A 13,575-nucleotide genomic window follows, 5' to 3' on the forward strand; every position below is an offset into this window, starting at 1 on the left:
ATTGATATTGGCGATGCACCTGGATGTGGGTCAATAGGGTAAAATCCTCCTTTTAGGCTCGTAGCTCAGCTGGTTAGAGCACCACCTTGACATGGTGGGGGTCGTTGGTTCGAGTCCAATCGAGCCTACCAACGAATAAGACCCAATGGGGAAACCCAAGGCGCGGATGCCCAAAAGCTGCCGCGCTTTATTTTTAGATGTGTGAAGTAAGAGTGAAGTTCAGTAAATAAGATGGAGTCATCATGCTTGTAGTAACGCTACCCGATGGATCAAAACGTGAATTTGAGGCCCCAGTTCGCGTTGCGGATGTCGCTCAAAGTATCGGTAGTGGTTTGGCAAAAGCTGCCCTAGGCGGCATTGTTGACGGCAAGATGGTTGACACCAGCTTTGTCATTGATAAAGACAGTCAATTAGCCATCATCACGGACAAGAGTCCTGAGGCCTTGGAGATTGTGCGTCACTCGACTGCACACTTGTTAGCTTACGCCGTCAAAGAGTTATTTCCAGAGGCGCAAGTCACGATTGGTCCAGTGATAGACAATGGTTTTTATTACGACTTTTCTTATCATCGTCCATTCACACCAGATGACCTAATAGCGCTAGAAAAGAAAATGACTGAGCTCGCTAAAAAAGACGAGCCAGTAGTCCGTAGTGTGTTGCCCCGTGATGAAGCAGTACAGTTTTTCAAAGATCAGGGCGAGCATTACAAAGCCGAAATTATTGCCAGCATTCCACAAAATGAGGATGTGTCCTTATATGCGGAAGGTCAGTTCACTGACTTATGTCGCGGCCCCCATGTGCCTTCTACAGGAAAGCTGAAAGTCTTTAAGCTTATGAAGCTGGCTGGCGCTTACTGGCGTGGCGATAGCAAAAATGAAATGTTGCAGCGGATTTATGGCACTGCTTGGTTGCGTAAGGAAGATCAAGATGCCTATTTGCATATGCTTGAGGAGTCCGAGAAGCGTGATCATCGACGCCTTGGTAAGGAGCTCGATTTATTCCATTTCCAAGAAGAGGCCCCAGGCTTAATTTTCTGGCATCCAAAAGGCTGGTCTATTTGGCAAGAGGTTGAGCAATACATGCGTCGCGTGTATCAACAAGAGGGTTACCAAGAAGTCAAGGCACCACAGATTTTGGATCGTGGTCTTTGGGAAAAATCTGGTCACTGGGAAAACTACAAAGAAAACATGTTCACGACTGAGTCAGAAAATCGTGCGTATGCATTAAAGCCGATGAACTGTCCAGGTCATGTGCAAATTTATAACTCTGGTTTACATAGCTATCGTGAGTTGCCATTACGCTTTGGTGAGTTTGGCCAATGCCACCGTAATGAACCATCGGGTGCTTTACATGGTTTGATGCGTGTGCGCGGTTTTACTCAAGATGATGGGCATATTTTCTGTACAGAAGATCAGATTCAATCTGAAGTCGCTGCATTCGATAAAGCAGTACGCGCGGTTTATCAAGATTTTGGATTTACTGAAGTGGCCGTAAAGTTGGCCTTGCGTCCGGCTAAGCGAGTGGGTGATGACGCTATTTGGGATAAAGCAGAAGAGGCCCTCCGTGGTGCATTAAAGGCTTCCGGCCAAGAATGGGAAGAATTGCCAGGCGAGGGTGCTTTTTACGGTCCGAAGATCGAATATCACCTCAAGGACTCTATTGGCCGGACTTGGCAGTGCGGCACGATTCAGGTTGATTTCTCCATGCCAGCCCGTTTAGGGGCTGAATATGTGGCTGAAGACAATAGCCGCAAGACTGCAGTCATGCTTCATAGGGCAATTGTGGGCTCCTTAGAGCGTTTTATTGGTATTTTGATCGAAAACCACGCTGGAAACATGCCAGTTTGGCTAGCTCCAACCCAGGCGGTAGTCCTGAATATCTCCGGAAATTCTGCTGCATATGCACAACAAGTGCAGCAAATGCTGAAAAAACAAGGGTTTAGAGTTGAATCCGATTTGCGGAACGAGAAAATTACGTATAAAATACGCGAGCACGCATTACAGAAGATCCCATTTTTGCTCGTTGTAGGGGATAAAGAATCTGAAAGTAATACGGTGGCCGTTCGTGCCCGTGGCGGAGTGGATTTAGGTGTAATGCCTCTTGATGCCTTCGTTGCCCGACTCCAGCAGGATATATCCCAGAAAGTCGGACCCGAGCCTAGCTAGGGGTAGACCGGTTTTTATTGTTTTTTTAAAGGAATTAAGAAGATCGCTACTGAAAAATTGCAGCGCATTAACCGGGAAATTACTGCTCCTGAAGTGCGTTTGATTGGAATTGATGGAGAACCCATTGGTGTAGTTAAGTTGAGTGAAGCCCTGGCTTTAGCGGAAGAGAAAGATACCGACTTGGTTGAAATTGCTCCGACAGCTGAACCACCTGTAGTCCGGATCATGGACTTTGGCAAATTCAAGTACCAGGAAGCCAAGCGTCAGCATGAAGCTAAGCTGAAGCAAAAAGTGATTCAAGTGAAGGAAGTGAAATTCCGTCCCGGCACAGATGATGGTGACTATGGTGTGAAGCTACGCAATCTAATCCGCTTTTTGGAAGATGGCGATAAGACAAAGATTACGTTGCGGTTTCGGGGTCGTGAAATGGCCCACCAAGAAATCGGAGCAAGAATGTTGGAGCGTTTGAAGTTGGACTTACAAGAGTTTGGCCAAGTTGAACAGTTTCCAAAAATGGAAGGCCGCCAGATGGTGATGGTATTGGCCCCCATTCGTAAGGCTAAGTAAAAAGACAATTCCTAGGAACGATCTTTTTCTTATGTAGGGAGGTGCCCGAAGTGAATCGCTGAGGGTGCCGGTAGTTAGAAGTGCTTCTGGGTACAGGAAGAGTGACCGTCGGTTACCACCTATGTTGCACAAGTAGAAGAAGGGGTGCTTTATGCCCAAGATGAAGAGCAAGAGTAGCGCGAAGAAGCGCTTCACGGTTCGCGCAGGCGGAACGATCAAACGAGGTCAGGCTTTCAAACGCCACATCCTCACGAAGAAGACCACAAAGAATAAGCGTCATTTGCGTGGTTCCACAGAAGTTGCGAAAGCTGACGTTAAGTCAATTCGCTCCATGCTTCCTTACGCTTAACCTCAGACTAAATTAGGAGAATTCAATGCCAAGAGTCAAACGTGGGGTTACAGCAAGAGCCCGTCATAAAAAAATTACTGATGCCGCAACCGGTTACCGCGGTCGTCGTAAAAACGTATTCCGTATTGCTAAGCAAGCGGTTATGCGTGCTGGTCAATATGCCTATCGTGACCGTCGCAACAAGAAACGTGTATTCCGCGCTTTGTGGATTGCTCGTATCAACGCGGCAGTTCGTCAGCATGACATGACCTATAGCGTATTCATGAATGGTATGAAGAAGGCTGCGATCGAACTCGACCGCAAAGTGCTTTCTGATATGGCCATTGCTGACAAAGCGGCTTTTGCTGCTTTGGTTACTCGGATCAAATCCGTAGTAAACGCTGCAGCTTAATCTTAGTTTTCTAAACTAAGCTGCAATGGTTTCTCTCGACCAAATTGTCGAGGATGCTAAACGTGATTTCCTCGGAGCTGCCGATGTGCCAGCTCTTGAGGACGCGAAAGCCAAGTATCTCGGTAAGTCAGGTGTTCTCACTGAGCGTTTAAAAGCGCTTGGTGGAATGTCGCCTGAGGAGCGCAAGAGTGCTGGCGCCCAAATTAATCAAATCAAAACCCAAGTAGAGGCGGCATTGCAAGAGCGTCGCCAAGCTTTGGCGGATGCTGTGTTGCTGCAACGTCTAGCGGCAGAGTCCATCGACGTCTCTATGCCTGGTCGTGGCCAAGCAGTGGGAAGCCTGCATCCCGTGATGCGCACCTGGGAGCGGGTGGAGGAGATCTTCCGTTCGATTGGTTTTGATGTAGCAGATGGCCCTGAAATTGAAACCGATTGGTTTAATTTCACAGCCTTAAATAGTCCAGAGAATCATCCTGCACGTTCAATGCAGGATACTTTTTACATTGACGGCAAAGATGGCAACGGAAAGCCACTGCTATTGCGTACTCATACGAGTCCAATTCAGGTGCGCTATGCCAGTGAGCATGTCAAAAAATATGCTCATGCAGATGTCATGCCGCCAATTAAGGTGATTGCACCAGGCAGAACCTACCGTGTGGATAGTGATGCAACGCATTCCCCGATGTTCCATCAAGTTGAAGGCTTATGGATTGCCGAAAGCGTTTCATTTGCGGATCTCAAAGGGGTCTATACCGATTTCTTGAGAACCTTCTTTGAAACGAATACATTGCAAGTGCGTTTTCGTCCTTCGTATTTCCCATTTACAGAACCTTCTGCTGAAATCGATATGGCCTTTGGGAGCGGCAAACTTGCCGGCCGTTGGCTAGAGATTTCCGGGGCGGGGCAAGTGCATCCCAATGTATTGCGCAATATGGGGATTGACCCTGAACGCTACACTGGCTTCGCATTTGGCTCTGGTTTAGAGCGCTTAACCATGTTGCGTTATGGCGTTGATGACTTGCGCCTGTTCTTTGAAAACGATTTGCGCTTCTTGGCGCAGTTTCCTGCATAACAAATACTAATTAGATCGCGCTATGCAATTTTCTGAATCTTGGCTCCGTCAGTATGTGAACCCATCACTCGATAGTGATGCATTAGGTCACGCCATGACGATGGCTGGCCTAGAAGTAGAGGAGCAACATTCCGTAGCCCCAGCATTTACCAAAATCGTAGTTGCACAAATTTTATCTGCTGAGCAACATCCTGATGCTGATCGCCTACGCGTTTGCAAAGTAGATGCTGGCACAGGTCAGGAATTGCAAATTGTTTGTGGCGCACCCAATGCCCGTGCTGGGATCAAGATTCCATGTGCCCTAGTCGGCGCTGAGCTACCCCCAGCCGAAGCGGGCGGCAAGCCTTTTATGATTAAGGTAGGTAAGCTGCGTGGCGTTGAGAGTCAAGGCATGTTGTGCTCAGGTCGCGAGCTTGGTCTTGGTGAAGATCACGAAGGCATTCTTGAGTTGCCAGCCGATGCGCCTGTTGGCGAAGATATTCGTAAGTATCTTGACTTGGATGACCAGGTTTTTGTCATCAAGTTAACCCCAAATAAAGCAGACTGCTTGTCTTTGCTAGGTATGGCCAGAGAAGTCTCTGCAATCACTGGCGCTACTCTCTGTAAACCTCAATGGCAGACGCCCGCAGTATCAATTGATGAGAAACGCAAAGTGACTGTAGAAAATACTGAGCTCTGTGGACGTTTTGCTGGCCGAGTCATTCGTGGCGTGAACCCACAAGCTAAAACCCCTGATTGGATTGTGAAGCGTTTATCACGAGCGGGTCAAAGAAGTATTTCTGCATTAGTAGATCTTTCTAACTATGTGATGTTAGAGATGGGTCAACCCACTCATGTGTTTGATATCGATAAGCTCGAAGGTGACATTACTGTGCGTTGGGCTAAGACTGGTGAAACGCTAGAGTTGCTCAATGGTCAAACAGTAAGCTTGCAGGGTTTAGATTCAGCCGGCAAATTGCAGGATGCTGGTGTAGTAGCTGATCAAAATGGCCCCGTTGCTCTTGCAGGGATTATGGGGGGCAACCATTGCGCTGTATCTGACAACACCAAGAATATTTATGTTGAAGTAGCTTATTGGTTGCCTTCAGCAATTCAGGGTCGTGCCCGTCGCTTTAATTTCAGCACTGATGCGGCTCATCGTTTCGAGCGTGGTGTCGATCCACAAAACACAGTGAATTGCCTAGAGTACCTAAGTTCTCTGATCTTAGAGGTATGCGGCGGTCAAGCCGGCCCGATAGATGATCAAGTACTCAATGTACCCGAGCGTAAAACAGTCAATATGCGTTTAGCACGCGCTGAAAAAGTCATTGGTATTCCGCTTACTAAAGAAGTGGTTGCCGATGTGTTTAAGCGTCTCGGTTTTGAATTCAAGCAAGAGGGTGATGTCTTTATTGTTACCCCTCCAAGCTATCGTTTTGATATTGAAATTGAAGAAGATTTAATTGAAGAAGTTGCACGTATGTACGGCTTCGAAAATATTCCTGACCAACCTCCAGTGGCCTCGCTCAAAATGAGTGCTAAAGCTGAAGCGAAGCGGGGTATTCATTTGCTACGTCAGCGTTTGGCATTGCAAGGCTATCAAGAGGCCGTGAATTTTGGATTTACTGATCTTGAAAGTGAGCAACGCCTTGCTGGTGCACAAGAACAAGACCTCATTAAAGTACTCAATCCAATCGCTAATCAGTATGGCGTGATGCGCAGCACTTTATGGGGTGGTTTATTAAACAATCTCAAGGCCAACTTAAATCGTGGCGCTGGTCGTGTAAGACTTTTTGAGCTTGGCCGTGTATTTAAGCGGGATTCCAGCGTTCAAGAAGAGCCTGGCAAGGTGGCTAGCTTTGTACAGCCCCAGAAGATGGGTGGCTTGGCTTACGGAGCGTTTGTACCAGAGCAATGGGCAAGTGCTAATCGAGTAGTGGATTTTTTTGATGTGAAGGGCGATTTAGAGCGAGCTCTGGATCCTTTGCATTTTGTTACCGAAGCTGCACAGCATCCCGCATTGCATCCCGGTCGTTCTGCTCAAATCTTTCTTAAAACCAAAGCCAACAACATTGCAGTAGGCTGGATTGGTGAATTGCATCCAGGCTTACAACAGGCTTATGAGCTTCCACAGGCGCCAGTACTTTTTGAAATCGATTTAGAGCCGATCAGAGAGCTGGGCTTACCCCAGCCAGAAGAATTAAGTAAGTTTCCGGCAGTGCAACGCGATTTAGCTGTAGTTGTAAAGCAGGCTGTTTCAGCACAATCATTATTGGATGCGATGACAGCCTCTAAGCAAAATTTTGTCCGCACGATTGAGCTCTTTGATGAGTTCAAGCCAAAGGCTGGCTCAAGCAGCATGGCTGAAGATGAAAAGAGTTTAGCTTTCCGTGTGACCTTGTTAAATTCGCAAGAAACGCTACAGGATCCCCAAATTGATGCAGTTATGGCTGCTTTATTGGGCGCAGTGGAAAAAAAGTGCGCAGCGCGTCTGCGCTAGGTTTAGTATTACGAAAACATCAAATAAATTGTTATAAATGAGACTGGCAATGAGCGAAATCAATACCAACGACACTGTTACCAAAAATGAATTATCAGAAGCGCTCTTTGATCAGGTAGGCTTAAATAAGCGTGAAGCAAAAGATATGATTGATGCTTTCTTTGATCGCATTGGTCAGTCCCTTGAATCTGGTGTTGAAGTAAAAATCTCCGGCTTTGGTAATTTCCAGTTGCGTAATAAATCGGCTCGTCCTGGCCGAAACCCAAAGACAGGCCAAATGATTCCAATAGCGGCAAGACGTGTAGTTACTTTTCACGCAAGTCAAAAGCTGAAAGATGTAGTGGAGTCACATGCTCGAGAAAACCGAGTTTGATGCCAGCTCGGCCTTACCGAGCTCTCAACTTCCCCCAATACCCGCTAAGCGCTATTTCACCATTGGTGAAGTGGCCGAGTTGTGTGGCGTCCGTTCCCATGTCCTGCGTTACTGGGAGCAGGAGTTTTCACAACTGAGCCCCCAAAAGCGTCGTGGCAATCGCCGCTACTACCAGCATCATGAAGTCGTATTGATTCGTAAGATTAGAGCGCTGCTTTATGAAGAGGGATTCACTATCAGCGGCGCCAGAAACCGTCTTGATGAAGCCCGCGGCGAACTGCGTTTGCGCGAAGAACTGCAAGCTGTCCTGCAGATTCTGTCTAAATAGTTACTGATACAATTTTGTCTTTCGTCGGGGCGTAGCGCAGCCTGGTAGCGTACATGCATGGGGTGCATGTGGTCGGAGGTTCAAATCCTCTCGCCCCGACCACGAATTCCTGCCTCACTCCAACATTCACGTCTTAGTTATTCTCAATTCAGTAGCCGTGAGCCTGTTTTAATTCCTGATTTACTTAAAAATTCACCATAATCGATTATATTAATTATAAAGATTATGTAGATTAGGCATTATTTATTCTATTAAAGCCTTGAAATTAAAGGTTAATATGAATATATTGCTAGATTAATAAATCTATATATAATTAACCTATTAATATTATTAAAGCTATTTCAAATAACCTATTATTCGGAGAAAAAAATATCAATGCCTTCTTATAAAGACCTATTAGCTCAGCGTGAGCAGTTAGATAAACAGATTAAAGAAGCAATTGCCCTTGAAAAGGCTGACGGCATCGCTAAGGCTAAAGCCATCATTGAGCAATATGGCTTAAGTGCATCAGATCTATTCAGCCGTAAAGCCGGCGGTAAAAGTGCAGGTGGTAAGGTAGCCCCTAAATACCGTAACCCATCCACAGGCGAGACCTGGACGGGTCGCGGTAAAGCGCCTAAATGGATTGATGGTAAAGATCGCAGTAATTACCTGATCTAATCTAGATTCACCCAGTTTGAGTAATAAGGCCGCATTTGCGGCCTTATTGCATTGATGCCCTAGGATTAGCTTAGACCGTGGCTTATGCGCATTTTTTGGATAATGCCTCTATAAAGATGGGCTCTAGCAGTTCATGCCAGCCGCCCTGAGGCCAAGATTGATCGGTCTCTGGATTGGTCGCTGGGTAGGGAATAATGAGTGGGTTGAGCTCAATTAAGTCATTTTCCAGCGCTTCTTCGAGATTTTCACCAAGCGCTAGCCTTTTTCCGTGATTCTCATCGGCGAGGGCCAAAACTCCTGGGTGGAGTTTGATAAAACCTTCATCTACTAGGATAGGAATCTTCTGTGTGTCCTTGTTTTTGCTCAGATAATGGATTAAATGTACTTGTTCCACAGGCGGAATGAGGGCATCTAAAAAGATCAAATCTGGGGCGATTGAGACAGCCTTCATGAGTCCTTCTAGGCTATCTACGGATACTTCCATTTCTACCTTCAGTTGCCAATCTTGAATGGATTCCAGAAGGTCCTGACTGTTTTCTGATCTACGGAATATGCCCATTGCAATACAGTGTTGGCTGGTTTTTTGGCGCATTGCACGTTTACGCCGCTGTAATTGCTGGTCTAAAGAGCTGGCAAGAATTCTTCTGTGCCCGCCACGGGTTTTCCAGGCAACCAATTCGCCCAATTCCACCATTTTTTGTACAGTGCCCAGTGACACCTGCAAAATCTTGGCGCTCTGCCTAGTGCTGAGATATTCCATTTTCGGAGTAACAGTTTTCATATTTCCCTTAATTTCATTAATTCACTTGAAGATTTAGAGAATAAAAATCAACTCCAGCAGAATCTGCCAGTAAATCTTTAAAGCCCGGTAGGAAAGTTCTTATTCATTTCCTGCGAATAGGGAAATACCCCTGAAACCCGTCAAATCAGGGAAAGCCCTTTATGGATCAATGGTTAATCGTGTTAAATTACTGTCGTAGTACCAGTATTTGCATAGAGCAATTCGTGAAGCGGTACAGCCGTGTAGCGGATGGTTATAACCACAGTTTTTATTCGGGAAACCCGATGAAAGGTGAGCATCATGATGCAGGAATCAAGAGATAACTCCTATCTCTTTGGCGGTAACGCACCCTACGTAGAGGAACTCTACGAATCCTACTTGCAGGATCCCGGCTCTGTTGCGGATCACTGGCGAGCCTATTTTGATAACGTGAAACAAGTCCCGGCGGTCGACGGCTCTTCTCGAAACGACATTGCCCATGCGCCAATTGTTGCTTCCTTTGCAGAGCGTGCCAAGCAAGGTCCAATCAGAACAATTTCTGATTCAGCTGACTCCGTGATGGGGCGTAAACGCGTTGCAGTTCAGCAATTAATTGCCGCATACCGAAATGTGGGTAATCGCTGGGCCAATATTGATCCCTTGAAGCGCACTGAGCGCCAAGATATTCCGGAATTAGATCCCGCCTTTTATGGCTTTAGTGATGGCGATATGGATATCGTCTTCAATACCAGCAATACATTCTTCGGCAAAACCGAAATGACTCTGCGTGATTTATTGCAGGCATTGCGCGAGACTTACTGCGGCACGATTGGTGTCGAGTACATGTTTATTGCCGATCAAAAAATCAAGAAGTGGTGGCAAGAAAAGTTAGAGTCGATTCGCTCGACCCCACAATTCAATGTGGAAGAGAAACGTCAAATCCTTGATCGCGTTACTGCGGCCGAAGGCTTAGAGCGCTATCTTCAAGCGAAGTATGTTGGCCAGAAGCGCTTCTCATTAGAGGGTGGCGAGAGCTTTATCGCTTGTATGGATGAGCTCATTCGCGGCGCCGGCAGCATGGGCGTTCAAGAGATCGTGATTGGTATGGCTCACCGCGGCCGTCTCAACGTGCTCGTCAATACCTTGGGCAAAATGCCTAAGGACTTGTTTGCCGAGTTCGAGCATAAGGGTCCAGAGACTTTACCTGCGGGTGATGTGAAATATCACCAAGGTTTCTCAAGTGATATCTCTACCCCAGGTGGCCCAGTTCATTTATCACTCGCCTTTAACCCATCTCACTTAGAAATCGTGAACCCAGTAGTGGAGGGTTCTGCGCGCGCTCGTATGGAGCGTCGTGGTGACTTGTTGGGCGAGCAAGTGATGCCAGTATTAGTGCATGGTGATGCGGCGATTGCTGGTCAAGGCGTCATGCAAGAGACATTGATGATGTCTGAGGTCCGGGGTTATTCCACCGGCGGTACTGTTCACATCGTGATTAATAACCAAATTGGTTTTACCACTTCAGATCCGCGCGATTTGCGTTCTAGCTTGTACTGTACTGACATCATGAAAGTGGTGGATGCTCCGGTATTGCATGTAAACGGTGATGATCCCGAAGCTGTAGTGTTGGCTACGAAGCTAGCCCTTGAGTTCCGCATGAAGTTCCATAAGGATGTAGCGATCGATATCGTTTGCTTCCGTAAATTGGGCCATAACGAGCAAGACACTCCGGCGATGACGCAGCCTTTGATGTACAAAATCATTGCTGCACACCCTGGAACACGTAAGGTCTATGCAGATAAGTTAGAAGCTCAAGGGGCATTGCCTGCTGGGACTGGCGATTTGATGGTAAAAGAGTACCGCTCCGCCATGGATGAAGGTAAGCAAACTTCCGATCCAGTCTTGAGTAACTTTAAAGGCAAATTTGCAGTGGATTGGGCGCCATTCTTAAATAAGAAGTGGACCGATGAGGCTGACACCGCTATTCCATTGACAGAGTGGAAGCGTTTGGCTGAAAAGATTTCAACTATTCCAGAGAACTTCAAGGCACATCCCTTAGTCGCCAAGGTTTATAACGACCGCGCTGCAATGGGTCGTGGTGAAGTTAATGTTGACTGGGGTATGGGCGAACATATGGCTTTTGCCTCCTTGGTTGCCAGTGGCTACCCAGTTCGCTTATCTGGTGAAGACAGTGGCCGTGGAACCTTTACTCACCGCCATGCGGTATTGCATGAGCAAGATCGTGAGAAGTGGGATACCGGTACTTATATTGCACTTCAGCATGTCACTAAAGATCAAGCCCCGTTTGTGGTGATTGACTCGATTCTTTCAGAAGAGGCAGTGCTTGGCTTTGAGTATGGCTATGCCGCTGCTGAGCCAAACACCCTGACAATTTGGGAAGCCCAGTTCGGCGACTTTGCCAATGGTGCTCAAGTAGTGATCGACCAATTCATCGCCTCAGGCGAAGTGAAGTGGGGTCGTGCAAATGGCTTGGTCATGATGTTGCCTCATGGTTATGAAGGTCAAGGTCCTGAGCATTCCTCTGCACGCCTAGAGCGATTTATGCAATTGTGTGCTGATACCAATATGCAAGTGATTCAGCCAACGACAGCGTCACAGATCTTCCACGTGTTGCGCCGTCAAATGATTCGTCAGTTCCGCAAGCCGCTGATCTTGATGACTCCAAAATCATTGCTTCGCAATAAAGAAGCAGCATCTCCTTTATCGGAATTTACTAAGGGTGGCTTCCACACGGTATTGGGTGAGCGTGATGAGGCGATCGATCCAAAACTGGTAACCCGTTTGATTATCTGTTCTGGTAAGGTTTATTACGACTTGGCTAAACAGCGTACTGAGAAGAAAATCACAGATGCGGCCATCATTCGTCTCGAGCAGCTTTATCCATTCCCGCATAAAGCATTGACTGCTGAGTTAAAGAAATATCCAAAACTAGAAGAGGTGGTGTGGTGTCAAGACGAGCCACAAAACCAAGGTGCATGGTTCTTCGTGCAACACAATATTTTGGAAAACATGTCTGATGGTATGAAGTTGGCTTATGCAGGTCGTCCTGCATCCGCTTCACCTGCTTGTGGTTACGCACATCTCCATCAAGAACAGCAGAAGGCTTTATTAAATGCGGCATTTGCCAAACTTAAAGGTTACGTGATTACGAAATAATCGTTTTCATCACTCAACATATACATCACTAGGATTAATCATGGCTATTTTCGAAGTTAAAGTTCCACAACTCTCTGAATCTGTTGCTGAAGCAACTTTATTGCAATGGAAAAAGAAGGTCGGCGATGCCGTTGCTCAAGACGAAATCTTGATCGAAATTGAAACCGACAAGGTAGTTCTGGAAGTGCCAGCACCTTCAGCAGGCGTTCTCACTGAAATCGTAGTTGGCGATGGTGGCACAGTTGTTGCTGAGCAGTTGATCGCCAAGATCGATAGTACTGCGGTAGCTTCGGCTCCCGCTGCTGCTCCAGCAAAAGCTGCCGCTCCTGCAGCCGCACCAGCTGCTGCCCCAGTGGCCGCAGCTCCAGCAAAATCATCAGCCGCTGCAGCAGCACCTTCCGCCGCTAAGATTTTGGCTGAAAACAATATCAGTGCTGGCCAGGTTTCTGGTTCTGGACGTGATGGTCGCATTACCAAAGGGGATGCTCTGAATGCAGCCGCTGGCGGGACAAAGTCTGCAGCTATTCCAAGTGCACCAATTCCGATGGGTGACCGTCCTGAAGAGCGTGTACCAATGAGCCGCTTGCGTGCTCGTATTGCTGAGCGTTTGCTTGAGTCACAAGCAAATAACGCCATCTTGACAACCTTCAATGAAGTCAATATGGCGCCAGTGATCGCAATGCGTAATAAGTACAAAGATCAATTTGAAAAAGTTCACGGTGTGAAGTTAGGCTTTATGTCTTTCTTTGTGAAAGCAGCTACCCACGCTTTAAAGAAATTCCCACTGCTAAATGCCTCTGTTGATGGTAACGACATCGTTTATCACGGCTACTTTGATATTGGTATTGCCGTAAGTTCACCACGTGGCTTGGTTGTACCTATTTTGCGTGATGTTGATCAAATGAATTTGGCTGACATCGAAAAGAAAATTGCTGAGTTTGGCGCTAAGGCGCGTGATGGTAAGTTATCCATTGAAGAGCTGACCGGCGGTACATTCTCCATTTCTAATGGTGGTGTCTTCGGTTCCATGCTCTCCACACCAATCATCAATCCTCCGCAATCTGCGATCTTGGGTATTCATGCCACTAAGGACCGGGCTGTAGTTGAGAATGGTCAAGTGGTTGTACGCCCAATCAACTATCTAGCCCTCTCTTATGATCACCGCATCATTGATGGTCGCGAGGCAGTGCTTGGTTTGGTTGCTATGAAGGATGCGTTGGAAGATCCTTCACGCCTTCTCCTTGATTTGTAAGA

12 protein-coding genes and 2 tRNA genes are annotated in these 13,575 nt (G+C 46.9%); 13 read left to right on the forward strand and 1 reads right to left on the reverse strand.

Translation table 11 applies throughout. The features are described 5' to 3' along the window. Positions 1-54 precede the first annotated feature (54 nt). The 11 genes from IEN92_RS07310 to IEN92_RS07360 all read left to right on the forward strand — a co-directional run bounded on the left by IEN92_RS07310 (position 55) and on the right by IEN92_RS07360 (position 8,384). Positions 55-131 (forward strand) — tRNA-Val (locus IEN92_RS07310). Between the two features lie 111 nt (positions 132-242). Then, positions 243-2,165: a threonine--tRNA ligase gene (gene thrS, locus IEN92_RS07315; RefSeq protein ID WP_216161994.1), complete on the forward strand. Its 1,923-nt coding sequence runs from the start codon at positions 243-245 to the stop codon at positions 2,163-2,165. A 42-nt stretch (positions 2,166-2,207) separates the two neighbouring features. Next, positions 2,208-2,732, forward strand: a complete 525-nt coding sequence (gene infC, locus IEN92_RS07320; protein WP_215376865.1) for a translation initiation factor IF-3 — start codon at positions 2,208-2,210, stop codon at positions 2,730-2,732. A 151-nt stretch (positions 2,733-2,883) separates the two neighbouring features. Further along, positions 2,884-3,081, forward strand: a complete 198-nt coding sequence (rpmI, locus tag IEN92_RS07325) for a 50S ribosomal protein L35 (RefSeq protein ID WP_011902674.1) — start codon at positions 2,884-2,886, stop codon at positions 3,079-3,081. Positions 3,082-3,106: 25 nt separating this feature from the next. Then, entirely contained in the window at positions 3,107-3,472 is a 366-nt protein-coding gene (gene rplT, locus IEN92_RS07330; protein ID WP_011902675.1) for a 50S ribosomal protein L20, read from the forward strand. A gap of 25 nt (positions 3,473-3,497) precedes the next feature. Then, a complete protein-coding gene (gene pheS, locus IEN92_RS07335) occupies positions 3,498-4,544 on the forward strand; it encodes a phenylalanine--tRNA ligase subunit alpha (protein ID WP_216161997.1) in 1,047 nt (348 codons plus the stop codon). 22 nt (positions 4,545-4,566) lie between these two features. Then, the gene (gene pheT / locus IEN92_RS07340) at positions 4,567-7,023 is read left to right on the forward strand and encodes a phenylalanine--tRNA ligase subunit beta (protein ID WP_216162000.1); all 2,457 of its coding nucleotides are present in this window, start codon (positions 4,567-4,569) and stop codon (positions 7,021-7,023) included. Positions 7,024-7,072: 49 nt separating this feature from the next. Then, positions 7,073-7,396, forward strand: a complete 324-nt coding sequence (locus tag IEN92_RS07345; protein ID WP_215376399.1) for an integration host factor subunit alpha — start codon at positions 7,073-7,075, stop codon at positions 7,394-7,396. After that, positions 7,374-7,724: a MerR family transcriptional regulator gene (locus IEN92_RS07350; protein ID WP_216162004.1), complete on the forward strand. Its 351-nt coding sequence runs from the start codon at positions 7,374-7,376 to the stop codon at positions 7,722-7,724. Before IEN92_RS07345 ends, IEN92_RS07350 begins: the two co-directional genes overlap by 23 nt. A 25-nt stretch (positions 7,725-7,749) precedes the next feature. Continuing rightward, positions 7,750-7,826, forward strand: a tRNA-Pro gene (locus tag IEN92_RS07355). A 273-nt stretch (positions 7,827-8,099) separates the two neighbouring features. Beyond that, entirely contained in the window at positions 8,100-8,384 is a 285-nt protein-coding gene (locus tag IEN92_RS07360) for an H-NS family nucleoid-associated regulatory protein (RefSeq protein WP_216162007.1), read from the forward strand. 82 nt (positions 8,385-8,466) lie between these two features. Here IEN92_RS07360 and IEN92_RS07365 read toward each other — a convergent pair whose 3' ends face one another. Beyond that, a complete protein-coding gene (locus tag IEN92_RS07365; protein ID WP_216162010.1) occupies positions 8,467-9,165 on the reverse strand; it encodes a helix-turn-helix domain-containing protein in 699 nt (232 codons plus the stop codon). Positions 9,166-9,465: 300 nt separating this feature from the next. On the opposite strand from IEN92_RS07365, the gene IEN92_RS07370 reads away from it, so the two are divergent. Then, a complete protein-coding gene (locus IEN92_RS07370; RefSeq protein WP_215376414.1) occupies positions 9,466-12,321 on the forward strand; it encodes a 2-oxoglutarate dehydrogenase E1 component in 2,856 nt (951 codons plus the stop codon). A gap of 40 nt (positions 12,322-12,361) precedes the next feature. Beyond that, the gene (gene odhB / locus IEN92_RS07375; protein ID WP_216162015.1) at positions 12,362-13,573 is read left to right on the forward strand and encodes a 2-oxoglutarate dehydrogenase complex dihydrolipoyllysine-residue succinyltransferase; all 1,212 of its coding nucleotides are present in this window, start codon (positions 12,362-12,364) and stop codon (positions 13,571-13,573) included. Positions 13,574-13,575: the final 2 nt, after the last annotated feature.

Source organism: Polynucleobacter sp. MWH-Creno-3A4 (assembly GCF_018881885.1).
Classification (GTDB): Bacteria; Pseudomonadota; Gammaproteobacteria; order Burkholderiales; family Burkholderiaceae; genus Polynucleobacter.